The sequence below is a fragment of the Shewanella sp. SM101 genome (genome assembly GCF_025654465.1).
GTDB lineage: Bacteria > Pseudomonadota > Gammaproteobacteria > Enterobacterales > Shewanellaceae > Shewanella > Shewanella oncorhynchi.
This window is the reverse complement of sequence record NZ_JAKKRH010000006.1, coordinates 79,518-104,718: the sequence shown is the minus strand read 5'-3', so window position 1 is coordinate 104,718 and position 25,201 is coordinate 79,518. Positions and strand designations below refer to the sequence as shown.

Here is a 25,201-nt window from a genome sequence, read left to right as displayed (position 1 = left end):
GTCACTAGGTCGGAAGGTGAACGCCGTAGCGCATGATTCTTTTCAATCCGTATTTTAGGTTTGAAATCACCTATAATTTTCGTGGCGATGCCAAGTCAATTGGGGTAAAATGCGCGCGACCAGCGTGATTGCGATCGCATTTCTGTGATAAATCTGCGCTAGCTCAATGCAGTAGGTTTTGTTTAAAACCTAAGTATTTAGCAGGAACGCGGCGCATTGTCTTTCCTTCAAACGTAGTGCTTGTGGATATGATTACAATTAAGAAAGGATTGGAACTGCCTATAGCAGGCGGACCAGAGCAAGTTATCCATAATGGCCCAGCCATTAAACATGTAGCTACTTTGGGTGAAGAGTATATTGGCTTACGTCCAACGATGAAGATCAAAGTGGGCGATAAAGTACAAAAAGGCCAAGTTCTTTTTGAAGATAAGAAGAATTTAGGCGTTAAATATACGGCTTTAGCCAGTGGTACTATATTAGACATTAACCGGGGCGCCCAGCGTGTTCTGCAGTCTGTTGTCATTGAAGTGGAAGGAAACGACAGCGTTGCCTTTGCTAAATATGATGCCACTGCACTTGATACGCTCGACTCGCAGTTAGTCCGTGACAATCTGATTGAATCAGGTTTATGGACTGCTTTGCGTACTCGTCCTTTTAGCAAAGTTCCTGCTGTAGACTCTTCTGCTGCTGGTATTTTTGTAACCGCAATAGATACTCAACCTCTTGCCGCTGATCCCGTTGTGGTGATCCGTGAGCATAAAGAAGATTTTGCTAATGGTCTTAAGGTCTTAGCAAGACTTACTGACGGTAAAGTTTACCTTTGTAAAGCGCCTGGCGCTGATATTCCTGCCGCAAACGCCCAAGTTGAAGAATTTGCTGGTGTGCACCCTGCAGGATTAGTCGGTACTCACATTCACTTCTTATTGTCTGCCTCTGCAAAACGTACCGTTTGGCATATTGGTTACCAAGATGTAATAGCAATTGGTCAGCTATTTACGACGGGTGAACTCAATACCGAACGTGTTATTGCGATCGCAGGCCCTAAAGCGGCTAAGCCAAGACTCGTACGCACTGTTGTGGGCGCGAGCATGACTGAATTAACCGCAGGTGAAGCCTTAGATGGCAATGTTCGTCTGATTTCAGGCTCTGTTCTGAATGGTCGTACAGCCGTTGGCCCACAAGGGTATTTAGGTCGTTACCATGTTCAAGTAAGTCTGTTAGAAGAAGGTACAGAGAAAGAATTTTTAGGCTGGGTATTACCAGGCTCAGACAAATATTCTATCACTCGTGCATTCTTAGGACATCTTGCTCCTTCTCGTCTGTTCAGCATGACGACCAGTACAGGTGGTTCAGACCGCGCTATGGTGCCAATTGGTAACTATGAGCGTGTAATGCCATTGGACATTCTTCCTACTATGTTGTTGCGTGACTTGATTTCAGGTGACTTTGACGGTGCTGCTACGTTAGGCGCGTTAGAGTTAGATGAAGAAGATCTCGCACTGTGTACGTTCGTATGTCCAGGCAAGTATGACTACGGTTCATATCTGCGTGACTGTCTAGATACGATCGAGAGGGAAGGCTAATGAGCTTGAAAGATTTTTTCGAACGTATTGAACCCGACTTTGAAAAAGGCGGTAAATACGAAAAGTTTTATGCCCTATTCGAAGCGGCATACACGATTTTTTATACCCCAGGTAAAGTGAACAAGGGCAAAACCCATGTTCGCGATAACCTCGACCTAAAACGTATGATGATTACGGTTTGGGCTTGTGCTTTCCCCGCGATGTTCGTGGGTATGTACAACGTAGGTTTACAAGCTCAATTAGCTTTAGTGGCTGGTTTTGCTACTCCTGACGTATGGCAAGTGAGCTTGTTCAGCATGTTCGGTACCGAACTGACGGCAAACTCTGGCTGGCCTGCGCTGATGTGGTATGGCGCCTGTTTCTTCCTACCTATCTACGCGGTGACCTTTGCCGTCGGTGGTATCTGGGAAGTGCTGTTTGCCTCTATCCGTGGTCATGAAGTCAACGAAGGTTTCTTCGTTACCTCTATCCTGTTTGCTTTAACGCTGCCAGCAACTATCCCATTATGGATGGTGGCGCTGGGTATCACCTTCGGTGTGGTCGTGGCGAAAGAAGTGTTCGGTGGTACAGGGCGTAACTTCTTAAACCCAGCACTAGCGGGTCGTGCCTTCTTGTTCTTCGCTTATCCGTTGAATATGTCAGGTGATACCTCATGGGTTGTGGCTGACGGTTACTCAGGTGCAACTGCACTGAGCCAAGCGGCGTCTGGCACTTTAGATTACGCAATTAACCAAAACTGGTGGGATGCGTTCTTCGGTTTCATTCCAGGTTCAGTGGGTGAAGTGTCTACATTAGCGATTCTGTTAGGTGGTTTGGTCATCATCTACACGCGTATCGCTTCATGGCGTATCGTTGGCGGTGTAATGGTGGGCATGATTGCCATTTCTACGCTGCTTAACGTTGTCGGTAGTGACACTAATCCAATGTTTGCAATGCCTTGGTACTGGCACTTAGTGTTAGGTGGTTTTGCGTTTGGCATGATGTTCATGGCGACAGACCCAGTGTCAGCGTCATTTACTAACCAAGCTAAATGGGCATACGGTATCTTGATCGGTGCAATGGCTGTGTTTATCCGCGTGATTAACCCTGCATTCCCTGAAGGCATGATGTTGGCAATTTTGTTTGCTAACTTGTTCGCGCCATTGTTCGACCACTTCGTGGTTCAGGCAAATATCAAGCGGAGGATTGCCCGTGGCTAGTAATAAAGATTCGTTCGGCAGAACCTTATTTATCGTCGTTGGCCTGTGTCTAATTTGTGCGATATTTGTGTCTACTGCAGCAGTGTTACTGAGACCGACTCAAGCAGAAAATAAACTGCTTGATAAGCAAAAGTACATTCTGGAAGCCGCTGGTCTTATCGATACTAAAGCGGGCAAAGTGACCAAAGCGCAAATTCTGGATACATACGGCAAACACATCGAAGCTAAACTGGTCGATTTGAAAACGGGTGCTTGGGTTGAGGGTGTTGATGCTGACACTTATGATCAACGTAAAGCGTCTCGTGATGTGAAAACCTCATTTGTACCTGAGAATGACATCGCTTCAGTGAAACGTGTTGCTGATAAGGCTGTGGTTTATCTTGTTCGTGACGGCCAAGGTAAATTAACCAGTGTCATTCTGCCAATCCATGGTTATGGCCTATGGTCTACTATGTATGCCTTCCTTGCTATGGATGCTGACCTAAACACAGTGCAAAGCTTAGTCTACTACGAGCACGGCGAAACGCCGGGCTTAGGTGGCGAAGTGCAAAATGCTCAGTGGAAAGCGAAATGGCATGGCAAAAAGTTATTTGATGAGCAAGGTAAACTCGCTATCAGCGTAACGAAAAACCCAACTGTTGCTAGCACTGAGTACGGTGTAGATGCATTATCTGGCGCAACCTTAACGAGTAACGGTGTACAACATTCACTGACATTCTGGTTGGGTAAAGAAGGTTTTGCGAGTTTCATTGAAAAAGCACGCAATGGAGGTCTCAACTAATGTCTGACGCTAAAGAACTGAAACAGGTTCTGACCGGACCTATAGTCAACAACAACCCGATTGCTTTACAAGTACTTGGTGTATGTAGTGCATTAGCGGTAACGAGCAAGCTCGAAACTGCACTGGTAATGGCGTTGGCGTTAACTGCGGTAACTGCGTTTTCGAACCTGTTTATCTCAATGATCCGTAATCATATTCCAAGCAGTGTGCGTATTATCGTACAGATGACCATTATTGCCTCTTTGGTAATCGTGGTTGACCAATTGCTGCAGGCTTATGCTTATCAGATCTCTAAGCAGCTGTCGGTATTCGTCGGTCTGATTATTACGAACTGTATCGTAATGGGTCGTGCCGAAGCTTACGCGATGAAAACACCGCCAATGATGAGCTTTATGGATGGTATCGGTAACGGTTTAGGTTACGGTGCGATTCTGTTAGCTGTTGGCTTCGTACGTGAACTGTTTGGTAACGGTTCTCTGTTCGGTGTTGAAATCCTGCACAAGATCTCTGATGGCGGCTGGTACCAACCAAACGGTCTGCTACTACTGCCTCCGAGTGCGTTCTTCCTGATCGGTGTTTTGATTTGGATTATTCGTACCTATAAGCCAGAGCAAGTTGAAGCAAAAGGGTAAGTGCGATGGAACATTATATTAGCCTGTTAATTCGCTCTGTTTTCATTGAAAACATGGCACTGGCCTTCTTCCTAGGTATGTGTACTTTCTTGGCTGTGTCTAAGAAAGTCACTACAGCCATGGGCCTAGGGATTGCGGTAGTTGTAGTGTTAACTATCTCTGTCCCAGCAAACCAAGTTATCTATCAAGGGCTGCTAGCTCCTGGTGCACTTGCTTGGGCTGGCGCACCTGAAGCTGACTTAAGCTTCTTGAAATTCATTACCTTTATCGGTGTGATTGCGGCTTTGGTTCAAATTCTGGAAATGGCACTGGACAAGTACTTTCCACCTTTGTACAACGCATTAGGTATTTTCTTACCTTTGATCACAGTGAACTGCGCGATTTTCGGTGCGGTATCATTCATGGTTGAGCGTGACTACAAGCTAGGCGAGAGTGTGGTGTTTGGTTTCGGCTCAGGAGTGGGTTGGGCATTAGCTATCGTATTGATGGCCGGTATCCGTGAGAAGCTGAAGTATGCCGACGTGCCTAACGGCCTACGTGGTTTAGGGATTACCTTTATCACCGCTGGTTTGATGGCCTTAGGTTTCATGTCGTTTTCAGGTGTGTCTCTGTAAGAGACACATAACGGCTTCTTGAATTGGACCTTCTAAGGATAAGTTAATGGATATTCTTGGTATTTTTAAATCTACTCCGCTCGAGGTTTACCTCGGTGTGAGTATGTTTACTGCTATCGTCCTCATCTTGGTATTAGTGATTTTATTCGCTAAGTCTAAGTTAGTGGCTAGTGGTGACATCACGATCGGCATTAATGACGATCCTGAAAAAGCGATTACAACCGGTGCGGGCGGTAAGTTGTTAGGCGTTTTGGCTAACAGCGGTATCTTCGTATCGAGTGCGTGTGGTGGCGGTGGCTCATGTGGCCAATGTCGCGTGGTGATTAAGTCTGGCGGCGGCGATATTTTGCCAACGGAACTTGACCACATCAGCAAAGGTGATGCCCGTAAAGGTTGTCGTCTTTCTTGTCAGGTTAACGTTAAGAACGATATGGAAATCGAGCTTGACGAAGAAATCTTCGGTATCAAGAAATGGGAATGTGAAGTTATCTCTAACGATAACAAAGCCACTTTCATTAAAGAACTGAAGCTGCAAATTCCTGATGGCGAGTCTGTACCATTCCGTGCTGGCGGTTATATTCAAATCGAAGCACCAGCTCATCATATTAAATATGCAGATTTTGATGTGCCTGCACAATACCGTGGCGACTGGGAACACTTCGGTTTCTTCAATCTTGAATCTAAGGTTGATGAAGAAACTATCCGTGCATACTCAATGGCTAACTACCCAGAAGAGTTCGGCATTATTATGCTGAACGTGCGTATTGCTACGCCTCCACCACGTAACTTGACTCTGCCTTGCGGTAAGATGTCATCTTACATTTGGAGCTTAAAAGCTGGCGATAAAGTGACAATTTCTGGCCCATTCGGTGAATTCTTCGCGAAAGATACCGATGCAGAAATGGTGTTTATCGGCGGTGGTGCGGGTATGGCGCCAATGCGTTCACATATCTTCGATCAACTGAAGCGTCTTCAGTCTAAACGTAAGATGAGCTTCTGGTACGGTGCACGTTCTAAGCGTGAAATGTTCTACGTAGAAGATTTCGACGGCCTAGCGGCTGAGAATGATAACTTCGTATGGCATGTGGCACTTTCAGATCCTCAACCAGAGGACAACTGGGATGGTTACACAGGTTTTATTCATAACGTATTGTATGAAAACTATCTGAAAAACCATGATGCTCCAGAAGATTGTGAGTTCTACATGTGTGGACCTCCAATGATGAACGCTGCCGTCATTGGTATGTTGAAAAATCTTGGTGTCGAAGACGAAAACATCCTGTTGGATGACTTCGGCGGCTAATGTTCATTAGTCCTAGATAGAAAAGTTGCAGATGTTGAGGTTAACCTTTCATCTGCAACTTTTGCATTTAAGGGCCCAAATAAGAGTAGTAGGTCACTATGTTTCAGACCTTAAAGATCAATACCTCAGCACTAAAGCATTCATTTAACTGGCTAGTCCTCGTGGGACTGGCCTTTTTTGTTTCAGCCTGTTCAAAGCAAAACGAAGTCATTTCGTTGGCCGGCAGCACTATGGGCACGACTTATCACATTAAAGTCGTTCCGAATGAGCAGATGCCGACGGCGCAGTTACTTCAAGCGGAAATTGATTTAGCCCTTGAGCTAGTCAATGACCAGATGTCGACCTATCGGCCTAATTCAGAATTATCCCGTTTCAACCAATTGCCATTGGAGCAAAGCGTTGAAGTCTCACCGGATACCATAAAAGTGGTGCAAGAGGGAATACGTTTATATCAAGTGACGGATAAGGCACTTGATATTACCTTAGGTCCTTTAGTTAATCTGTGGGGGTTTGGACCTGATAAGCGTCCAACTAAAGTTCCGACACAGGCTGATATTGATGCGGCTAAAGCCAAAACAGGGATTAGTGAACTTTCCATTGAAGGCAACCGTCTAAGTAAGCACAACACCCATTTATATGTAGATTTATCATCAATCGCGAAGGGATTTGGGGTTGATAAGATCGCTTCCATTCTTGATAAATACCACGCGACAGGGTATTTAGTTGAAATCGGTGGCGAACTGAGTATCAAAGGTGCCAAAGGTGATGGAAGCTCTTGGCGTGTTGCTATAGAGCAACCGACCAATGATGGCTCTGAAGCCGTACAGCAGGTTATTGCACCTGGTACTATGGCGATGGCGACCTCTGGTGACTATCGTAATTATTATGAAGAAGACGGCCAACGTTTTACGCATATAATCGATCCGCGTACTGGTTTGCCGATAAATCATAAGTTAGCATCCGTGACTGTATTGCATCAAAATTGTATGACGGCCGACGGTTTTGCGACGGCCATGATGGTTTTGGGCACAGAAGCATCATTGGAGCTTGCCAAGAAGGAACACTTGGCGATAATGCTAATCGAAAAGCAAGGCGACGGATTTAAGGTCTATTACAGCGACGCCTTCAAGCCTTTCCTTATTTAGTTTTTGGAGTAAACCATGACCTCTTTTATTGCGGCATTTGTGATCTTGTTAGTCTTCTTTTTGCTCATGTCGATTGGTTATCTCATCAAGCGCAAAGCCGTTGAAGGAAGTTGTGGCGGTTTAGGTGTTCTAGGGATTGAAAAAGCGTGTGATTGTGATGACCCTTGTGACAAACGTAAACGTCGTATGGCCGCTGAAGAAGCGCGTCGTGAAAAGTTAACGAAAGACCGCATTATCTAAATAGTCTTGATTCGATCATAGCTTCCGATTTAGGGGGCTATTTTTTTGCCTCGTATTTTCTTACACGGGTTAATCATTTGAGATTTATCCTTGGGATTAGAGTGGGATAGCAAGTTAATCTAAGCAGGAATGAGAATGCTTTTCATCATTAAGTGAGTGAAATATAAAGATAATTTGAGTTGGTCGATAAATTGTACTAGGCTAGAAGCTTGATTTAGATCAATCTTTTCACGCTTACCAAGGATAGTAACTTATGAAAGGTCATCCTAAAGTGGTTGGGCAACTGAATCGGGTGCTTACCTGTGAGTTGACCGCCATCAATCAATATTTCCTCCATGCCCGCATGTTTAAACATTGGGGCTTAGAGAAGTTAAACCACGTCGAATACAAAAAATCCATCCAAGATATGAAGCACGCCGATAAGCTCATCGAGCGAGTGCTGTTTTTGGAAGGTCTGCCTAATCTGCAACAACTCGAAAAACTTCGCATTGGTGAACATAGCCAAGAGATGCTCGACTGCGATCTGGCCATGGTGCAAGAGCAGCTTACATTGCTGCGTGATGCGATTAGCTTGTGTGAAGCCGAACAGGACTATGTGAGCCGCGATCTGCTGGAAGATATTCTCGAAGACGAAGAAGAGCACTTAGATTGGCTCGAGTCGCAGCAAGAGCTCATTACGCTAACCGGTATTCAAAATTATCTACAATCGCAAATTAGCGACCAATAGGAGCAAGATATGAAAGGCGATAAAGACGTTATCGATGCGTTAAATCGACTCCTAACGGGAGAACTCTCGGCAATGGATCAGTATTTTGTCCATGCCCATATGTATGAAGATTGGGGCCTGAATGAACTCTATGAGCGTATCGCCCATGAGTCAGATGATGAGAAAGCCCATGCAGCCAAATTAGTGCAGCGCATTTTATTCCTCGAAGGTACACCCAATGTTGCCGCCCGTGAGGCATTGAACATAGGTAAAGATGTAGAAGAGATGCTACGTAATGATCTCGCCTACGAATACAAGGTCGCGGACGATTTGCGCAAAGTGATTGCACTGTGTGAGCAGAAGCAAGATTACCAGACCCGCGAAATCCTTGAAGTATTACTTGACGATACAGAGTCTGACCATATGTATTGGCTCGAAAAACAACTTGGGCTTATCGACCGTGTTGGGCTGCAAAACTACCTGCAAACTAAGATGTGAGCTTTAGATTGTTAGGTTGAGTAAATACCTAGGCCATTGAGTGTAATGGCCTAGGAACTCAGTTATTAAGCATGTCTGTTGTTCCTCACACTTGTCTTGTTCTCTTTTTTAGCGCTAGGCCACATCTTATTGGCCCCAAATCTATCAGGAATACTTGATTACTGTTTTTATATACAGTATTTTGGCGTTGGAGGAATTCAACGTGCGAAAAATTATTCATATCGATATGGACTGCTATTTTGCGGCAGTGGAAATGCGCGACTTTCCCGAATACCGTGGCAAGCCTTTAGCCGTGGGCGGCAGTAGCGATCGTCGAGGTGTTATCAGCACTTGCAGTTACGAGGCACGTAAATTCGGTGTACGTTCAGCAATGGCAACGGCTTATGCCTTTAAGTTGTGCCCTGAGCTGATTTTAGTACCAGGCCGGATGCAGGTTTACAAAGAAGTGTCGCTACAAATTCGTGAAATATTTTCCCGCTATACCCAATTAATTGAGCCGCTTTCCTTAGATGAAGCTTATTTGGATGTGAGTGAGTGCCAGCAATATAAGGGCTCAGCGACCTTGATTGCCCAAGCGATTCGTCGCGATATCTTAGCCGAAACGGGTTTAACCGCATCGGCGGGTATCGCGCCAGTAAAATTTTTAGCTAAGGTCGCCTCGGATCTGAACAAGCCAAACGGCCAATATGTCATTACGCCAGAGACGCTTTCTGAGTTTGTTAAGACCTTATCGCTGCGTAAAATTCCCGGTGTTGGTAAAGTCACCGCAGAAAAGCTCTCTTCGCTCGGGCTCAATACCTGTGGTGATGTGCAAGCTTATTCTAAACCTGAGCTCTTAGCGCGATTCGGTAAGTTTGGTGGTGTGTTGATTGAGCGTTCCCAAGGCATAGATGAACGGGGTATTTCTGCCGACAGAGAGCGCAAGTCAGTGGGGGTTGAAACCACATTAGCAAAGGATATTTATAGCTTAGAGCATTGCCAGCAGGTGATGTCGAGTTTGATCCAAGAACTGTCGTTGCGTTTAAGTCGCAGTGCTAAGGAACGCAAAATACATAAACAGGTGGTCAAACTTAAGTTTAATGATTTCAAGCAGACTACAATTGAGCACCGCAGCGATGAAGTCTCGATTGTAATGTTTTATGAGCTACTCGCGCAGGCTATGGAAAGGCAAGAAGGCCGTGGCATTCGTCTATTGGGTATTTCGGTCGGCCTTACCGATTCTACTCTTGTCGTCGCCACAAGCTTAAACGGCCAGACTCAGCTGGATTTAGCACTCTAGCCGTTTATTGAGTCGATAAGCCGCAGACTCATGCCTGCATTGGCTCAATAAGCCTCGGGTGGATTCGCCAACATAAAATCAATTAACAGTCTGACCCGTAAGGGCAGGTTGTCTCGATCGCGATACATCAAGTAGGCGGTGCGCGGAATACCTTGCCACTCGGGCAGTATTTGAATGAGTTTGCCACTTCGTATCTGTTCACTCGCCATGCTGATGGGTATGAGTCCAATCCCAAGCCCCGCCACCACGGCCTGACAGGCAATCGCCATATCATCGACGGCTAATTTGATATTTCCCCTTGGTTCAAACTCGACATTTTGCCCTGTGCTATTGTGCTGTAAACGCCACGTTTTTGTGGGCTTGGCGATGATAACCGGATGCTGATCCAGCTCTTCAATGGATTGCAGCGTATGCCACTGCGTTGCCGATGTGCTGGTGCAAAGTACAAAGCTAATCGTGGTAAGTGGCCTTGCAATCCAATCGGGATCTTTAGGTTCGCCCACTCGAAAGGCGATATCGATGGCGTTTTCACTGACATCGATATTCATGTTCGACAGACTTAAATCGATATCAATATTGGGATAATGCCGTTGGAAGGCGTTGAGTGATTCACCTAGCCAGCGATAGGTTGTATTGATGGGCGCCGAGATCCGCAATTTGCCAACCGCTTGATGTTTATCCGCATGCAACTCACCAGATACCTGGTTTAACTCGATAAACAGCGGGCCGCAGCGTTCGAGATACCGCTGACCTGTGGCGGTAAGGTTGACTCTATGGGCGTCTCTGTGCAGTAAACGCAGACCTAAGGATTGTTCTAACAGATTGATTCGACGGCTTAAGGTTGAAGGTGGAATGCCTAAGTGCTGCGCCGCGAGCTTAAAACTCCCTTGCTGTGCCACCACCCAAAATAAGCGCATATCGTCTAAGGAATAATTAAGTTTCATATTTGGAATTTAAGCTCTCAATCTTGTTGGTTTTAATAATATATGAAACTTATAAACTAAGCTCAATCCCAATTACCTCCCTAGAGGCCGATATGAAATCCCATACACCTTACATGACATTCGTTTGTCTACTGATTTGCGTTTTTAGCTGGGGCAGTGTGTTTCCTATTGCTAAGCGAGTGCTGGAGGAGATGTCAGGAGAGTCGCTCGTCTTCTGGCGTTTTACCATTGCGGCTGTGACTCTAGCGTTATATATCGTTTTTACTCGTCAGGTTTGGCCCAAATTGAGTTTGACGCAATATATTGTCATAGCGTTAGTGGGTGTGATTGGTGTGGGCGGCTTAAATCTGGCGTTATTTAATGGCCTGCAGCACACCTCTGCTGCCAATGGTGCCTTGATTATGGCGCTCAGCCCGCTGGTGACTTCAATCGTCAATGCGCTATTACAGCGTGAATGGCTCAGCAGACAACAAGTGTTTAGCTTAGTGGGTGGATTGGCGGGCGTACTGCTAGTGATCACCAACGGTAGTGTGCAGCAGTTGCTCAACTTTAGTTTTAACCAAGGTGATGTGATGATTGCCGCCGGCATGTTGGCGTGGAGTGGTTATACCATTTGTTCGCAACGGGTCGGCCATTGGTTGCCTGTGTTGCCATTTACCTTGCTGAGTATGATAGCTGCCAGTGTGTCTATGTCCGTGGTTGGGCTTGGCCGAGGTGAGTTTCACCCTTGGCTAGAGTTGATGGAACTGTCGGCAACGGCTTTTTCTAGCGTGCTCTACATAGGTTTGTTCGCCACTGTGCTCGGTTATCTGTTTTGGATTAACGGTGTTAAGGCGCTTGGCCCCGCTAAGGCATCGATTTTTTTTAATCTCGTGCCCGTTTTTGCAGCATTAACGGCGTTAGCCATGGGGCAGGCAGTGACGGAAATTCAGTTGGTAGGGATGCTGATAGTGATCCTTGCGTTGATGTTACCTATGTTAGTCAACCTACGCGCGGCAAGAGGCTTAGTGGTTAAGCGCTGCTAATCTGTGCTAGCTTTGCTGTTTAAATATAAGGGAGCACCTGAATTCAGATAATCACTGCGACAGGTTTATGCTCCCTTATTCGTTAGAGGGGACTTTTCAAACATCACTGATTTACAAAAGGTAACTTATATAAAAGCTTTCACCCTCAACAAATTACAGTTTAAAGCGGCTGACCAGCGCCGTGAGATTACTCGCCATTGACGAGAGTTGTACGCTTGCTGCGTAGATTTCATCAGTGGTTCGTAGACTCTCCTCCGACTGTTCGGCAATGTGTTGAATATTTTGATGACTCTCGTTGGCCATAGTGGTTTGTGCTTTAGCCGCGAGGGCGATTTGATTATTCATCTCACTAATTTGGCTGACCATTTCTGCAATATGCGCTAAGGCTTCACCGGCATTACTGGCGGCTTCTACGCTTGAGATAGCCTTTTCATTACCGATATTAATCGCCGCCACAGCGCTTTGAGTGCCATTTTGCACATTGGCGATCATCAATTTAATTTCTTCGGTGGATTGGTGAGTCTTAGAGGCGAGGGATCGCACTTCATCGGCAACCACTGCAAATCCGCGTCCTTGTTCGCCCGCGCGCGCCGCTTCAATTGCGGCGTTAAGGGCTAATAGATTCGTCTGTTCGGCAATGGCTTGAATCACCTCAAGCACGCGGCCGATATGTTGGCCTTCCTGTTCGAGTTTATTGATCTGCATTTCTGCCGTGCCTACATCTCCCGCAAGTTCACGAATCACATTGATGGTTTTTTTCACTCTTGCCTGACCGTCGGCGGTAAATACGTCGGCTTGTTTAGCGGCATCGGCGGCATGACTGGCACTGACCGATACTTCTTGCACTGATGCGGCAATATGATCGCTGGCATCGGCGATTCTGTGGGTTGCAGCTTGTTGATCCATCAAGGTATGTTTTGCTGATGCGCTGGTTTTGGCTAGACCTTCGGCAGCGATGTTGAGCTCTGATGTAGACTGTTTAAATTGCGAGATAATACCGTGTAAGTTATCGAGAAAATGATTGAATGCCTTGGCGAGATCACCAAGCTCGTCCTTAGAGGTTAAGTGGACTCGTTCGGTCAAATCGCCATCACCATCGGTAATGTCGTGGATTTTTGCGAGTAAAACCGCCAGCGGTTTGCTGATGAGTTTAGGCAGTGCAACGATAAAGAGTATACAGATCAAGAGACTGATGGCTAAGGCAATTAACTGCATCTGTTGTCCATGATTGGCATCATCATCTACTTGGGCTATCGCTGCGGTAGTATTACTATTTAAATCATTGATTAAATGATTAATGTTCTGGTGTAGTTGCTCGAATTGCGTTGCTGCTTGACCGAAACTAAGATCAATCGCCGTCGTTCTACCGTTACGGCCATTTTGGGTGCGTTGATTACTGATTTCTGTGGTTGTCGCTCGCCAAGTATCGAAACTGTGATTCAATTCATTGAGCTTATCTTTAGCGAGGGGACTTGTGGTCACATCGGCAAACTTATCAATATGTTCTTTAACCAGAGAGATACTATTAGTGTGCTGCTTTAAAAGATCGTTGTAAGAGTCTGTGCCCACGTTAACAAACATCAGGCTGCGCTCGGCCACTTGAGCTTGATAAAGCTCTTTATCGGCCTGTAGGAGTTCAGATTGGCTAGGTAAGTATTCAAGCGCGAGTGTATTCGCGCTGTGATTTAAGGCTTTGAGTCCTAAAATACCAGTTGAAGAGGCGAAGATGACTACGCCAGCGAGTAGCAGACTCGGATAAGTCAGTTTCTGGTTAACGGATAGATCTTTATACCATTCCATAGTCACGCCCTCCTTGATTGATGCACTGAAAAGGTGAGAGCCGCAATAACCTCTGTGGTAAGAGGATGCAGCCCATCACTGGCGTTCTCTGGTAATTAGAGCCCAAATTGATCTAGGTTGATCCCAATCGTTATAGCGCCAATTGCGGCATCACCATCCATCACTGGAATAGAAATTTGTACTAGATAGGCTTGGGAGCTCTCGTCAAATTTGACCGGACCTATGTGTTTATCGCCTTTGCCATTGGCGAAGGATTTTTGCCATTTATCCTCATCACCCTGCCAATAATCTGAAGTTTTACTGATCATGGCGACGTTCGCGCCTTGATTGTCCATGAGGAAAATTTCTTGGTAGTAAGGTTTGCTGGCTTCGAAGGTCGTGAGAAACTTGGCCGCTTCGTTGTTCATCAGGGATGACATAAAGTCATCAATACCTGCGGTGGCAATCCATTTTTCATCTAATGTTTTGATTGAATCTAAGCTTTTGCCTTGGGCATTTTGCGCTTTAACGGCATTCACCAGTACCACTTCTCTGCCTAATGGCATCAGTGAATCGGCTAGGTCGATAACGGCTTTGGGGACTTCTTCGGCGAAACTGAGGTTACTGCTGAGCAGTAGTGCGGCGGCTGACAAGATTTTACCAAATTTCATGATCTCTATTCCTTAAGGTCACAGTATTGAAGGGGGAAAGCGGTTATCTCTAAAAGCGCGATAAGCAAAAATACGTTAGGGTCAGACAGAACAACTATAGTAGAAAATTCAAGTTATTCAGTTCTTTCATAAAAATTTTATCGATGGCATTTCTACACAAATAGAATCCGCGGTAAAAAATAAGGCCACATCTGACTTGAGCAGATGTGGCCTTGAATTGAGTGAGCTAGGGTAAGGTTAGAGCATTAAGCCTTGACTGGAATGCGCTCGAGTACGGCTAATAATAAGGTCCAATATTGGCCGACGGTGGTGATGTTTACCATTTCGTCTGGACCGTGTGGATAGCGAATGGTGGGACCAATCGAGACCATGTCCATGTCTGGATAGGGTTTCTTGAATAGGCCGCACTCGAGACCCGCATGGATCACCATGATCACTGGCTCTTTGTGGTAAATGTCTTGATAGGTTTCGCGCACTATCGCCATTACAGGTGAGCTGTTATCTGGCTTCCAGCCTGGGTAAGCACCGCTTAAATCGATATCGGCTCCGGCTAAGTTGGTCAGCGCAGTTAACATGCCTTCGACTTGAGTACGGCCAGAATCGATCAGCGAGCGGATAAGGCACAGGATAGTGACTTCTTCATCGTTAGTGCTGATAACGCCAACGTTGAGCGAGGTTTCAGTCACACCTTCGACTTCATCACTCATGCGGATCACGCCGTTCGGGCACACATGCAGCAAATCGATCAGGGTATTTTGGCTGTTTTCGCTCATCACACGTTTTGGCGTTGGGATAGTGTTTAACACTAAACGCATATCGGGATCGGCAATGGCGAGTTCGGTGCGGATAAGCGCTTCAAACTCAGCGACTTTTTCGTTTAAGGCGCCGACATTTTCTTCTGGCAACATAAAGCTGATGTTGGCTTCCCGTGGAATCGCATTACGCAATGAACCGCCGCTAAATTGGGTCAGCTCTAACGCTAAATCATCTGCATTTTCAAAGAGGAAACGCGCCAATAACTTGTTGGCGTTGCCGCGACCTAAGTGAATGTTCACCCCAGAGTGACCCCCTTTTAAGCCAGATAAGTGCAGGCTAAAGGCTGAGTAACTTTGCTCAGAGGCTTGCCACACCATAGGCAGGGTGATTTGAGCATCGACACCGCCGGCGCAGCCCATGTAGATTTCACCTTCTTGCTCTGAGTCGGTATTGATCAGAATATCAGCGTCTAACATGCCCGCCTGTAAACCAAAAGCACCTGTCATGCCCGCTTCTTCATCTATCGTCAGCAGCACTTCTAATGGGCCGTGCTTGATATCATCAGAGCCTAAAATGGCTAAAGCCGATGCCATGCCAATACCGTTATCTGAACCTAAGGTTGTACCCTTGGCTTTAACCCAATCGCCATCGACATAAGCTTCGATAGGATCTTTAGTAAAATCATGCACTTTATCGGCATTTTTTTGTGGCACCATATCGATATGGGCTTGAATAACCACGATTTTACGATCTTCCATACCCGGCGTCGCAGGTTTACGGATGATCAAGTTGCCAACGGCATCCTCAACGACGGCAAGTTGTTTGCTTTTAGCCCACGCTTGAATGTGCTGGCTTAATGCTTGCTCATGCTTAGATGGATGGGGAATCGCGCAAATTTGTTCGAACCATTGCCATAATGGCTGCGGGTATAACTGACTTAAGGCTGTCACTTGAGTGTCCCTCATAAGGTCTTGTGGGTATAGGGCAAATTTGCGGCCATTCTACCACATTCTGTGCAGCCAAATAATCTCAGCGTCACAGGCTTTTGGTGAGCTGGCAGCCAAAGTTTCCAGTTCGATTTTTTCTGGGAGTGTCGGTAGCACTTTTAGATTGGTAATTAAGCGATAGAGCGGGAATAATGCAGGCACAATAATGAAAAAGGATGGGTCATGTTTCAAGTTAACTTCGTTGATGTAAAAGCAGAAAATGCCATTTTTGATGGTGAAGGCTGGGATGCGGTTGTGGTGGTGACGCCCGATCTGGATTCTATCGGTTTTGATGAGATAGGTTTATTGGCTCAGCACGGTGCCCACGTGGATAAGCGCGTGGGTAAGAGCCCGACATTACTGTTTGCCCCAGGGCTTGCGGGAGGGCGTTTGATCATTGCCCCTGTCACCCAAGTGAATGACGAGTATGTTGATGTGCGAGTCTATGCCAATGCTGCAAGGGCGGCGATTGCCATTGCAAAAGACGCAGGCGCAAAACGTCCATTGTTATATGTAGTGCCATCGAAGGACTCACGTTTTAGTTTTGCCTCTGAAGTCGCAGCATTAGCCTGCGGTCAAGAACTGTGGCAAACCTTAGAGCTGCGTGAAGCGACTGGCTTAACACCTGCATTTGAGGCCATAGGGTTATTATCTTCATCAACCCATAACAGCAATTTGCTCAATGCCTTAGAAGCTGGCCGCGTATTAGCGCGGGATTTATGTGGTACTGAACCCGAGCGCATGTCGGCTAAAGCCTTTGCGGACTATTGTTTGCAATCCTTTGCGGGCAGCGTGATCAAAACCGCAGTGGTAGAAGACAGAGATATTTTAGAGCGTGATTATCCGCTGCTCAGTGCCGTGGCGCGTTCTTCTTTTGCCGTCGGTCGTCATCAGCCTCGCGTGGTGAAACTAGAGTATCTGCCAGAGGGTCAAGTGACTCGCACTTTCCTGTTTGCGGGTAAGGGCGTGATTTACGATACCGGCGGCGCCGATCTGAAAGTCGGCGGCGCTATGGCGGGTATGAGTCGTGATAAAGGTGGCGCTTCTGCCGTGGCGGGTTTATTTAAAACTCTGTCAATGCTCAAGCCTAAAGGTATTCGAGTGATTGCCGAGTTAGGTTTAGTGCGTAACAGCATAGGCAGCGAAGCCTTCGTGACCGATGAAATTATTACGAGCCATGCGGGTGTGCGGGTACGAATTGGTAATACGGATGCCGAAGGGCGCTTAGTGCTGGCGGATTTACTGAGCCATTTACGTATCAAAGCCGTGTCAGCGGTGAAGCCTGAGATGTTTTCGGTAGCAACACTCACAGGTCATGTCGTACGTTGTTATGGCAGTTATCCTGCGGCGGTGGAAAACTCAGTGGCGAGTTCACAGCAATGCGTTGTCACTTTACAGCAGCAAGCGACTCAATGGGGTGAACCCTTTGAAGTGTCTACATTACGCCCTGAAGACTTCGCTAAGATCCGCGATGTGTCAGGCGCTGCTGAAATATTATCTTCCAATAATGCGCCATCATCGATTACCGCCCGTGGACATCAGTATCCCGCGGCATTTTTACTGAAAGCGTCGGGGCTATTTGACCATGGTGTAACAGCCCCTATTCCCTTGGCTTACACACACTTAGATATTGCAGGCAGTGCAACAGAAGGTGATCCGCTCTACGGCAAACCTACAGCGAGTCCGCTGGTGGGCTTGTATCAATATCTGATCAATCGCTAACGGGTAGGGCGTGTTGACGTTTCAGGGTTATTTTTGCAGCGAGTTGGCTGGCTTTTATGCAAGGTAAAGCCCGTGCGGTGTAGTTATTCTACATAAACGGGCGATAACGCAGCAGAAATGCCAGCCAAACGCTGCCCGAAGGGTTCGTCTGGCAAGCTCTTGCTCTTTGTCACTCGTCATTTGAGTAGAATAACTACACGTCACTCCTCGTTTCGCGATCACGAGCTTGCCAGAGCGAACAAAATTTAATCTCGAAACGTCAACACGCCCTAGTAACAAAAAGAAATAATTCTGTAATATCTTATTTATTAGATATTTACAGGGTTATTCCTGTTTTTCTGTGAAGCAGATCGCCATTAACCTCACTATAATTGTGTAATTTAATTACATTAAAAAGCCTTAATCAAAAAAAGTACAAATAAAGGTTGTAATAAAACTACAAATCCATATAATTGCTTTCGTGGATTAGGCACTATGCCTTTCCTCTCTAGTCTATCCAGGATGGATATTTTTCTCCAAGGACCTGAGTGACAAGTCGTCTCAACGGATATGAGAATCTCTAGTTCCAAGGAACCGAGCCAAGCTTCACTAGAGTACTTAATCACAACTAATTTAGGAGTATTGACTATGTCTTATACAGGCAACAACCATATTTATTGGCAAAACACTTGGTTTAACACTGATGTTTTGCGTGGCGGTTTATTCGCCATGAGCTTTAAGGCCTAACCCTCCTTAAAGTTTGAGTTTCCATCATCCATCAACCTTTGTATCGCCTTTTTTGGCGTGTTTAGACTCAAGTAGCATATTGATGTTTTTGCATGAATATGCCAGGTTTTTCCCGCTAGCGCGGTAATGTACTTCCCCGAAAGGGACGCTTGAAATATGTCTTTGCCTGCTCATTGAGCAGGCTTTTTTTTGTCTTTTTTTCGCTTAAGCATTTAACGGTTTTGCCTGATGGTAATGAGCGTAAATGGTTCGTGTTAGAAGTGATGCGGTATGGACAACAAATGGATATGGGGTTCAATATACAAGCTATCGGCCTATCGCTTGTGATACTTGTTACTCAGGGACTGTTTATGGACACTAAGCTGTTTTTTCAAAATGGTAAGTTAACACTGGATATCAACCCCAGTGAGATGCGAATGTCGCATTGGGTTTATGCGCCTGTGTTAATCAATACTGAAACGGCGGAAGTGCTTTTTGATTTATCAGGGAAGGGCTGGGATTTTCGGTCTGCAGAAGAAAATGGTGATGACATCATTTTAGAGCTTGCCCGTTATCCTGATGCGAACAACGTATTTAGGCTCGTTCTGAATATATCAAAAGACCGAGCAAGCCTTAACGGTAATATTTTTTCAATTAATGATGTGTGTAAGGTATTAGAGGATATTGTCTAACAAGTGATATATAGATGTTTTAATTTTTATATATAAATCATAGTCTTTAATCTGCAAAGATATATGCGGCAAACCCTACCCAACTTAGTAGTAAAAGCGTTATGGCAATCCAAGTCGCGGTGGTGAACTGACGTTGAGATTCGAATAATGCGTCTGAATCCTCTAGTTCATCAGTGTCATTAACTGTGCGAGATTTTGCTCTCAACTGTTGTTTACGTGCTTTATCCCGTTCGCGAGCTTTGGCTTTTTGCAGCTTTTTATATTCAGCTATGCCTTTTTCTATCCCTTGGGCAATGAGTTTAGTTTGCTCTTTGGTTTGGCCCGGCTTTTGGGTGGCTTTGGCTGCGACCAGTGCTTCTTGTTGAGTTTCTGTTGAGATAGTGGGTTTCATCTGGGCTCTGCCTAAATTAATGCGGCTGCGGCTAAAAGGTGATAGCTAAAAGTGTAAACGCAGCGATTATACCCACATCAGACCTCAAAAATGTAAGATGAATATCTTCTTTCCATTAAAAAATCAGTGGATGTCCACCCTGTGGGGCGGGGATATATACGGGCTCGTAGTCCCATACTTCCCTAATGGTATCAACCGACAGAGCATCGGATGGCGTGCCTTCACTGACGATTCGCCCTTGTTTTAACACAATTAATTGATCGCTATAGCGCGCGGCTTGGTTTAAGTCATGTAGTACCACTATTACAGTGTAGCCTTGTTGGTGAGCTAAGTTTTGGGCTAACTCAAGTACTCTGTGCTGCTGGGCAAGATCTAACGCCGATGTTGGTTCATCCAGTAATAGTACGGGCGGAAACGGCGATTGCCTGAGTTGAGTTAAGACTCTGGCGAGTTGGACTCGCTGTTTCTCGCCGCCTGAGAGGGTTGGATAGCTGCGCTTAGCCAGATGGGTTAAGCCCACTTGCGCCAGTTGCTCGGCAACTAACGCATCTCCTTCTATTTTACTGATGGTTAAGGGATATAAGCCCATTGCTACGACTTCTGACACAGTGAAGGGAAAGGTGAGACTGGCGTGTTGCGGCAGTACAGCTAAGGATTTTGCCAGCTCGCTCCTAGGCCAATCCGCCAGTTGGCTATGGCCTAGCCGTATACTTTGCCTTGGTGTGCTGATTTCTTGGCAAAGGGCTTTAAGCAGGGTGGATTTACCCGCACCATTTGGGCCGAGTAGGGCTGTTACTGCACCCGATTGAAACTGTACATTAATATCACTGAGCACGGTTTTTGGACCGATGTTGACATCGAGCTGACAAATGCTGAGCTGGGTGCGATCAAATTGCGCCTTGGCTGAATAAGTTGTCGATTGTGATGGTTGATTTGCAAAGGATGTTGCAGCCATAAAAACTCGCTTAGATTAGCTTACTGCGCTGTTGCAGTAGTAAAAAGATGAAGAAAGGCGCACCGATGAGCGCGGTGACGAGTCCAACGGGTAACTCGGCAGGCGGTAAAAAAGCGCGCGCGCCGATATCGGCCAATGCCAATAGGGCTGCACCTAAAAGTGCGCTGATGGGCAGCAGTTGGCGATGATCTGGGCCTAACATCATGCGCACTAAATGCGGCACGACGAGGCCGATAAAGCCGATAATTCCTGTTGCAGCTACACTTACGCCAACCCCTAAGGCGCAAAGCAAAATAAGCCTAAGTTTGAGCCTATCGACATCTATCCCTAAGTGGCGTGCTTCGGATTCGCCAAGCAGCAAGGCATTAAGTGCCGCCGCATCTTGGTGAAATCGCCAACTCAGTAGCACTAAGGTCACAAGACACAGACTGACATATAGCCACTGCGCACCTGCAATCGATCCCATTTGCCATAGGGTTAAGTCACGTAGCGCCATGTCGTTGGCAAGATATGTGAGAACACCTATTCCTGCGCCTGCCAGCGCAGCTATGGCAACACCCGACAAAAGTAATAATACGACCGATGTACCTGTTGGGCTGCTGGCGAGTCGGTAGACGATAAGGGTAGTCACTAATCCCGATGCAAACGCACTGATGGGGATCATCAACGGATTCGCGTTGGGTAGCAGCACGATACAGATGGCTGCGCCAAGTGCAGCGCCGGATGACACTCCGATAATACCGGGATCCGCTAAGGGATTGCGAAAAAGCCCCTGCATTACCGCGCCGCACTGTGCGAGCGTAGCGCCTACTGCTAACGCCAGTAATGTCCGTGGTAAGCGCACATTGTTGATTACCAGTTGCTCGTGGGGCGCAATATTGCCGATATTTTGCTGGGTAGCCCAATTGAACACTGCATTTAGGGCGTCGACAAAGCTGATGCTAACAGGGCCAGTGCTGACCGAGAGTAAGCCGCTTAGGGCTAACAGTGTGACTAGACTCGGCCAGAGCCAGCGGTTGAGGAACATCTCAAATATCCTTTCTATTTTTATCTGGGGTTAATTAGTGCTAACTGCACTCATCGCTGCGTTTGTTAATGGTTTTGCTTGAGCAATGTGCTAGCGAGCGTATCCGCGGCGCTTATGGCACTGATGCCTAAACCACCGAGAAGGGCTTGCGGTGCTAGTGTTTGAATATGGCCGTTTTCACCTGCTGGGGTATGGGCGAGTAGTGGCATCTCTTTCAACAGTTCTTGAGCAATTTGTGCATTAGTTTGATTTGTGGGTTTATCGCTACGCTTTGACAGCAAAATAATGTCGGGCTGCAAGGACAGAATCCCTTCTTGAGACATGCTTTTGTAGCCATCAAACTCGGCGATATTTTGTGCCCCAGACAGCTCGATAATAGTATCTGCGGCAGTGCCTTTACCGCCAACCCGTGCACCGCGGCCTTCTTGTAACACCATGAAGAGAATTTTTGGCTGAGAGCCAGCATCGCGCACTTGTTGTTTTTTACCCGCTAAGCTTTGCAGTTGTTGATGTAAATCTTGTTTTAATTTAACCGCATGTTCTTGGCGATTGAGTAAGTGACCTAAGGTATCCACATTGTTCATCAGTTGTGGTTCATCATTTGTTGCGGGTAATTGCACAACTTGGATATTCGCCTGTTTTAATACCTTTAGTGTGGTTTCTGGTCCCATCACATCTGAACCGACAACCAGCGTAGGGGAGAGGGCAATAATGCCTTCGGCGGAGAGCATTCTGTGATAACCAAGCTTAGCCACATGGCTCAAACTTTCAGGCACATAGCTGGTGGAGTCGATGGCGACTAGCTCATTGCCTGCGTCGAGGGCGAGCACGAGTTCTGTAACTCCCGTACCTGCACTCACGAGTCTTATCTCTGGCTCGGCACTCAGTTCAGCGCTAAAAACGCTTGAGGATAGTAAGGCCGTAAGTGCTGATGTGAAAAACATCAAATTTTTTAATGTCTTATATGTGCGCTTATGTTGATAACGCTGAACTCTGGAACCTTTTTTTACTGGTATTTTAGTTGCTTGAAACAACATGGTTAAACTCCTAATACAACTTGTTCGCCACAGGCTTAGATGCCGTTTTTTGATGTCAGACTTTTGCTTTCTCGTTTAAATGGCTGGTTCGGATACGCTAGTGCTCCATCAAAATTTGGGTCTGACTGATGGACTGCGTCTGCAATAGTGCCAGCAGTTGCATCAAAGGTTCCACTGGCGCGGCTTTGTCGGCGGCAATGACAACCGTCGCCTTCGGCATAGTCTGAAAATGTGCAGTAAATGCAGTGGTAAAAGTGGCTAAGTCATCAAACTCTTTACCATCAATAGCCCAATAAGGCGCTGTTGCCATGATATTGATGGCAATTGTTTGTTTGTTGTCGATTACCGTGATGGCCGAGCTTGGGCTTTGTGGCACATCTACCGGCAAACTCAATAATTGGCTATTTGCCGTCAGCAGTAAAAACACCAGCACGATAAAAATAATGTCGATTAACGCGGTTAAATCTAGGCTCGGAAGTTGCTCAGGCGAAGCAATGCCAGCCTGCGATAAGAATGATTTATCTGCACTTATCATGTCTGTGGCTCAATTTGAGAATGGGGCTTGGATGCCAATTTTTGCTCGACGCTGGTTTTACTGACTCGGGTGAATGCATGGTAATGATTGGCATCAATTGAAATATCTTCGATACCCGCTAACCAGAGATTGAGTTGATTGAGCACATGCCCAGCGCGCAGGCATTGGCTTTGAGCCCAGATCCCAAAAAGATGGGCGGCGGTAATGGCGGGCACGGCGATCATGAGTCCGGCAGCTGTGGTGTTCATCGCAAGGCCCAGTCCAGCACTGAGTTGTGCTGGAGTGACGGGGCCTTGTGATTGCCCGAGTTGGGCAAACATTTCGATGAGTCCCAATACTGTGCCGAGCAAACCGAGTAGTGGACTAATGATGCCAATCACTTGTAAAACCTTGAGTCCGGCTTGCAAGTCGCGTTGTTGCTTATTGAGCCACAGACTGAGTAATTCTTCCCTTAGCACTTTTGGCTGGTGGACTTGTTTGAGTAACAAGGTCGCGCCACGGGCGAGTAAATCTTGCTGTGTGCTGGTTTGCGCTAGCAGCGCGCTGACGTTTTCAGTGGTCGCCGCTGAGCTTGATTGACGCAATGCTTTTACCCAGGCCTGTTTTTGGGGCCAGATTGACAGCAGAGTTTGATGCAAAAACAAGGCGCTACGTTCAAGGCAGATCATCAAAGCTAAAAAAGCACATAACAACAAGGGCCAAGTGAGCACGCCGAGTTGAGTCTGTAGGGTTGAAAAATCAGTTACGGGCATTAAGCCTCTCCAATCTATTGAAAAATAAGTTTTATATGTAAGTTAGTAAAACAAAAATCAGGCTAGTTGTGCGGTGGCTAACACTCGACGAGCTAACTTCCCACGAGCTAACTTTTCAGTGGCAACATTGGGCCTGTTAGTTGAGCGCGAAGCGAATAGGCACTCTGACCTTATAATGACTCGCTAGCCTTTGCGCTGGCGCCGCAAATTGCCAGTTTTCAACTGCATCTAACGCGGTTTGATCTAACAGACTGAACCCTGAGCTTTTTACTAACGTCAGTGCCAGTTGCTCACCAAGTTCGTTAAACATCACTTCTATGGTTGCGGTGCCTTCTAGCCCTTTTTTACGCGCTATCTTTGGATAAGTCGGTTGCGGTGGTGCTGCAGCGAACAGCGGTTTGGCTAATTCCACTATGTTAGTTTGGGCACTGTCAGCTGTTGCACTGGCCACATTTGGGGTCGCTTTTGCATCAACTTCGGCTGCGTTAGTGATTAAATCCATTTGTGCAGTTTTGGGTTCTGTTTGTTGTTCAACTTGTTCGAGTCGCTTATGTGCTAAAGCACTTGGGTTTAAAGCACTTGAATTTAAAGCACTTGGTTCTAAAGCGTTCGTCGCTAAAGGGTCCGTATTCGGATGATTGTTAGCCGTGGGTTTTGTTGCTGAAGATTTTTTGGCGAGTTGGCTGTCAATTCGTTGATCAGCTTTAGTTTTCGGGATAACCGCCTTATCGACAGATTCTGCTGTTGATACTTTTTGCGCTGTACTGTTCACAGTGGCTACTTTGGCGTCTGTTTGCTTGATGGGCTCTGCACTCGTGTTGCTTGTAGCGCTAGTCGCGGTAGAAAAATTAAGGGTGACAGTATTCGCGCTGGGAGTGAGTGATGCTTGGTTTACGCTCGATGATTGGGCGCTTGGCTGCATAGTCATAGCGGGTTGTGAGGCGATAACACCCGTCTGGATGGCAACCGTTAACGCGCCAAAGGCAAGATATCGTTTTGGTGTCACAGCAACCTCTTTTTCCAATGAAAGCCATTTTCCTAATTAAGATATCTCAATACAAACAAGATCGCAAATGATAATGATTTGCATTTGATCTATTTTATTATCTCAGGTAGAGTGCCTGCAATAGCTCGAATGAGCGCTTAAAAAAGCAGCTAAACCGACAATTTACCCTACTTTATGGGTACTGATTGCCTTGGGCTCGATCTGGAAGGGGTTCAATCTCGAAAGAGCCAAATCTGGA

The 25,201-nt window shown here is 46.4% G+C and carries 26 protein-coding genes; 14 read left to right on the top strand and 12 right to left on the bottom strand.

Features of this window, described 5'->3' with window-relative positions; all coding sequences use genetic code 11:
• The first annotated feature begins 248 nt into the window (after positions 1–248).
• From L5M38_RS05075 to dinB, 11 genes are all read left to right on the top strand, one after another.
• Positions 249–1,583: a Na(+)-translocating NADH-quinone reductase subunit A gene (locus L5M38_RS05075; protein WP_028761568.1), complete on the top strand. Its 1,335-nt coding sequence runs from the start codon at positions 249–251 to the stop codon at positions 1,581–1,583.
• Positions 1,583–2,782, top strand: a complete 1,200-nt coding sequence (locus tag L5M38_RS05070) for an NADH:ubiquinone reductase (Na(+)-transporting) subunit B (protein ID WP_105250021.1) — start codon at positions 1,583–1,585, stop codon at positions 2,780–2,782. Before L5M38_RS05075 ends, L5M38_RS05070 begins: the two co-directional genes overlap by 1 nt.
• Complete coding sequence (locus tag L5M38_RS05065) at positions 2,775–3,563, top strand: Na(+)-translocating NADH-quinone reductase subunit C (protein ID WP_028761566.1); 789 nt, start codon at positions 2,775–2,777, stop codon at positions 3,561–3,563. Before L5M38_RS05070 ends, L5M38_RS05065 begins: the two co-directional genes overlap by 8 nt.
• Positions 3,563–4,195 (top strand): NADH:ubiquinone reductase (Na(+)-transporting) subunit D, encoded by a 633-nt coding sequence (locus L5M38_RS05060; protein WP_006080467.1) that lies wholly within the window; start codon positions 3,563–3,565, stop codon positions 4,193–4,195. Before L5M38_RS05065 ends, L5M38_RS05060 begins: the two co-directional genes overlap by 1 nt.
• A gap of 5 nt (positions 4,196–4,200) precedes the next feature.
• Positions 4,201–4,809, top strand: coding sequence for an NADH:ubiquinone reductase (Na(+)-transporting) subunit E (gene nqrE, locus L5M38_RS05055; RefSeq protein WP_006080469.1), 609 nt, complete (start codon positions 4,201–4,203; stop codon positions 4,807–4,809).
• A gap of 46 nt (positions 4,810–4,855) precedes the next feature.
• Positions 4,856–6,112: an NADH:ubiquinone reductase (Na(+)-transporting) subunit F gene (gene nqrF, locus L5M38_RS05050; RefSeq protein ID WP_028761565.1), complete on the top strand. Its 1,257-nt coding sequence runs from the start codon at positions 4,856–4,858 to the stop codon at positions 6,110–6,112.
• Positions 6,113–6,210: 98 nt separating this feature from the next.
• On the top strand, positions 6,211–7,257 hold the full coding sequence (locus tag L5M38_RS05045; protein WP_131523870.1) for an FAD:protein FMN transferase: 1,047 nt from the start codon (positions 6,211–6,213) through the stop codon (positions 7,255–7,257).
• Between the two features lie 15 nt (positions 7,258–7,272).
• A complete protein-coding gene (gene nqrM, locus L5M38_RS05040; RefSeq protein WP_105250019.1) occupies positions 7,273–7,497 on the top strand; it encodes a (Na+)-NQR maturation NqrM in 225 nt (74 codons plus the stop codon).
• A 253-nt stretch (positions 7,498–7,750) separates the two neighbouring features.
• The gene (bfr, locus tag L5M38_RS05035) at positions 7,751–8,224 is read left to right on the top strand and encodes a bacterioferritin (protein ID WP_006080475.1); all 474 of its coding nucleotides are present in this window, start codon (positions 7,751–7,753) and stop codon (positions 8,222–8,224) included.
• A 9-nt stretch (positions 8,225–8,233) separates the two neighbouring features.
• Positions 8,234–8,701 (top strand): bacterioferritin, encoded by a 468-nt coding sequence (gene bfr / locus L5M38_RS05030; RefSeq protein WP_011918791.1) that lies wholly within the window; start codon positions 8,234–8,236, stop codon positions 8,699–8,701.
• A gap of 202 nt (positions 8,702–8,903) precedes the next feature.
• Positions 8,904–9,980: a DNA polymerase IV gene (gene dinB / locus L5M38_RS05025; protein WP_263172423.1), complete on the top strand. Its 1,077-nt coding sequence runs from the start codon at positions 8,904–8,906 to the stop codon at positions 9,978–9,980.
• A gap of 44 nt (positions 9,981–10,024) precedes the next feature.
• On the opposite strand, the gene L5M38_RS05020 is transcribed toward dinB, so the two are convergent.
• Positions 10,025–10,924 carry a LysR family transcriptional regulator gene (locus L5M38_RS05020; RefSeq protein WP_263178488.1) on the bottom strand — a complete coding sequence of 300 codons (900 nt, stop codon included), beginning with the start codon at positions 10,922–10,924 and terminating at the stop codon, positions 10,025–10,027.
• A 92-nt stretch (positions 10,925–11,016) separates the two neighbouring features.
• Here L5M38_RS05020 and L5M38_RS05015 point away from each other — a divergent pair, with 92 nt between their 5' ends.
• Complete coding sequence (locus L5M38_RS05015) at positions 11,017–11,949, top strand: DMT family transporter (protein ID WP_263178487.1); 933 nt, start codon at positions 11,017–11,019, stop codon at positions 11,947–11,949.
• Positions 11,950–12,102: 153 nt separating this feature from the next.
• Here the strand turns inward: L5M38_RS05015 and L5M38_RS05010 are convergent, their stop codons facing one another.
• From L5M38_RS05010 to L5M38_RS04995, 4 genes are all read right to left on the bottom strand, one after another.
• The gene (locus tag L5M38_RS05010) at positions 12,103–13,749 is read right to left on the bottom strand and encodes a methyl-accepting chemotaxis protein (RefSeq protein WP_263178486.1); all 1,647 of its coding nucleotides are present in this window, start codon (positions 13,747–13,749) and stop codon (positions 12,103–12,105) included.
• 95 nt (positions 13,750–13,844) lie between these two features.
• On the bottom strand, positions 13,845–14,399 hold the full coding sequence (locus tag L5M38_RS05005; protein ID WP_028761558.1) for a cache domain-containing protein: 555 nt from the start codon (positions 14,397–14,399) through the stop codon (positions 13,845–13,847).
• A gap of 245 nt (positions 14,400–14,644) precedes the next feature.
• The gene (locus L5M38_RS05000; RefSeq protein WP_263178485.1) at positions 14,645–16,105 is read right to left on the bottom strand and encodes an aminoacyl-histidine dipeptidase; all 1,461 of its coding nucleotides are present in this window, start codon (positions 16,103–16,105) and stop codon (positions 14,645–14,647) included.
• A gap of 51 nt (positions 16,106–16,156) precedes the next feature.
• Complete coding sequence (locus L5M38_RS04995; RefSeq protein WP_173496936.1) at positions 16,157–16,333, bottom strand: hypothetical protein; 177 nt, start codon at positions 16,331–16,333, stop codon at positions 16,157–16,159.
• On the opposite strand from L5M38_RS04995, the gene L5M38_RS04990 reads away from it, so the two are divergent.
• Both L5M38_RS04990 and L5M38_RS04985 read left to right on the top strand, forming a co-directional pair.
• A complete protein-coding gene (locus L5M38_RS04990; protein ID WP_263178484.1) occupies positions 16,325–17,863 on the top strand; it encodes a leucyl aminopeptidase family protein in 1,539 nt (512 codons plus the stop codon). The genes L5M38_RS04995 and L5M38_RS04990 overlap by 9 nt on opposite strands.
• Positions 17,864–18,738: 875 nt before the next feature.
• Positions 18,739–19,260, top strand: a complete 522-nt coding sequence (locus tag L5M38_RS04985; RefSeq protein WP_263178483.1) for a hypothetical protein — start codon at positions 18,739–18,741, stop codon at positions 19,258–19,260.
• A 46-nt stretch (positions 19,261–19,306) separates the two neighbouring features.
• Here L5M38_RS04985 and L5M38_RS04980 read toward each other — a convergent pair whose 3' ends face one another.
• The 7 genes from L5M38_RS04980 to L5M38_RS04950 form a co-directional block, all read right to left on the bottom strand.
• A complete protein-coding gene (locus L5M38_RS04980) occupies positions 19,307–19,651 on the bottom strand; it encodes a DUF2956 domain-containing protein (RefSeq protein WP_173246420.1) in 345 nt (114 codons plus the stop codon).
• 115 nt (positions 19,652–19,766) lie between these two features.
• The gene (locus tag L5M38_RS04975; protein WP_105250012.1) at positions 19,767–20,606 is read right to left on the bottom strand and encodes a heme ABC transporter ATP-binding protein; all 840 of its coding nucleotides are present in this window, start codon (positions 20,604–20,606) and stop codon (positions 19,767–19,769) included.
• 10 nt (positions 20,607–20,616) lie between these two features.
• Complete coding sequence (locus tag L5M38_RS04970) at positions 20,617–21,633, bottom strand: FecCD family ABC transporter permease (RefSeq protein WP_263178482.1); 1,017 nt, start codon at positions 21,631–21,633, stop codon at positions 20,617–20,619.
• 65 nt (positions 21,634–21,698) lie between these two features.
• The gene (locus L5M38_RS04965; RefSeq protein WP_411569299.1) at positions 21,699–22,577 is read right to left on the bottom strand and encodes an ABC transporter substrate-binding protein; all 879 of its coding nucleotides are present in this window, start codon (positions 22,575–22,577) and stop codon (positions 21,699–21,701) included.
• 190 nt (positions 22,578–22,767) lie between these two features.
• Positions 22,768–23,205: an ExbD/TolR family protein gene (locus tag L5M38_RS04960; protein WP_263178480.1), complete on the bottom strand. Its 438-nt coding sequence runs from the start codon at positions 23,203–23,205 to the stop codon at positions 22,768–22,770.
• Positions 23,202–23,957 carry a MotA/TolQ/ExbB proton channel family protein gene (locus tag L5M38_RS04955; RefSeq protein ID WP_263178479.1) on the bottom strand — a complete coding sequence of 252 codons (756 nt, stop codon included), beginning with the start codon at positions 23,955–23,957 and terminating at the stop codon, positions 23,202–23,204. The genes L5M38_RS04960 and L5M38_RS04955 overlap by 4 nt, the downstream gene beginning before the upstream one ends.
• Before the next feature lie 136 nt (positions 23,958–24,093).
• Positions 24,094–24,963 (bottom strand): energy transducer TonB, encoded by an 870-nt coding sequence (locus L5M38_RS04950; RefSeq protein WP_263178478.1) that lies wholly within the window; start codon positions 24,961–24,963, stop codon positions 24,094–24,096.
• Positions 24,964–25,201 lie beyond the last annotated feature (238 nt).

Coding starts and splice junctions, on each gene's coding strand:
- nqrE (WP_006080469.1), top strand. CDS start 4,201: ATGGAACATTATATTAGCCTGTTAATTCGCTCTGTTTTCATTGAAAAC.
- L5M38_RS04980 (WP_173246420.1), bottom strand. CDS start 19,651: ATGAAACCCACTATCTCAACAGAAACTCAACAAGAAGCACTGGTCGCA.
- nqrM (WP_105250019.1), top strand. CDS start 7,273: ATGACCTCTTTTATTGCGGCATTTGTGATCTTGTTAGTCTTCTTTTTG.
- L5M38_RS05070 (WP_105250021.1), top strand. CDS start 1,583: ATGAGCTTGAAAGATTTTTTCGAACGTATTGAACCCGACTTTGAAAAA.
- L5M38_RS05005 (WP_028761558.1), bottom strand. CDS start 14,399: ATGAAATTTGGTAAAATCTTGTCAGCCGCCGCACTACTGCTCAGCAGT.
- bfr (WP_011918791.1), top strand. CDS start 8,234: ATGAAAGGCGATAAAGACGTTATCGATGCGTTAAATCGACTCCTAACG.
- L5M38_RS05060 (WP_006080467.1), top strand. CDS start 3,563: ATGTCTGACGCTAAAGAACTGAAACAGGTTCTGACCGGACCTATAGTC.
- L5M38_RS04990 (WP_263178484.1), top strand. CDS start 16,325: ATGTTTCAAGTTAACTTCGTTGATGTAAAAGCAGAAAATGCCATTTTT.
- nqrF (WP_028761565.1), top strand. CDS start 4,856: ATGGATATTCTTGGTATTTTTAAATCTACTCCGCTCGAGGTTTACCTC.
- bfr (WP_006080475.1), top strand. CDS start 7,751: ATGAAAGGTCATCCTAAAGTGGTTGGGCAACTGAATCGGGTGCTTACC.
- L5M38_RS05020 (WP_263178488.1), bottom strand. CDS start 10,924: ATGAAACTTAATTATTCCTTAGACGATATGCGCTTATTTTGGGTGGTG.
- L5M38_RS04960 (WP_263178480.1), bottom strand. CDS start 23,205: ATGATAAGTGCAGATAAATCATTCTTATCGCAGGCTGGCATTGCTTCG.
- L5M38_RS04965 (WP_411569299.1), bottom strand. CDS start 22,577: ATGTTTTTCACATCAGCACTTACGGCCTTACTATCCTCAAGCGTTTTT.
- L5M38_RS04975 (WP_105250012.1), bottom strand. CDS start 20,606: ATGGCTGCAACATCCTTTGCAAATCAACCATCACAATCGACAACTTAT.
- L5M38_RS04955 (WP_263178479.1), bottom strand. CDS start 23,957: ATGCCCGTAACTGATTTTTCAACCCTACAGACTCAACTCGGCGTGCTC.
- L5M38_RS05075 (WP_028761568.1), top strand. CDS start 249: ATGATTACAATTAAGAAAGGATTGGAACTGCCTATAGCAGGCGGACCA.
- L5M38_RS04970 (WP_263178482.1), bottom strand. CDS start 21,633: ATGTTCCTCAACCGCTGGCTCTGGCCGAGTCTAGTCACACTGTTAGCC.
- L5M38_RS05010 (WP_263178486.1), bottom strand. CDS start 13,749: ATGGAATGGTATAAAGATCTATCCGTTAACCAGAAACTGACTTATCCG.
- L5M38_RS05045 (WP_131523870.1), top strand. CDS start 6,211: ATGTTTCAGACCTTAAAGATCAATACCTCAGCACTAAAGCATTCATTT.
- L5M38_RS05015 (WP_263178487.1), top strand. CDS start 11,017: ATGAAATCCCATACACCTTACATGACATTCGTTTGTCTACTGATTTGC.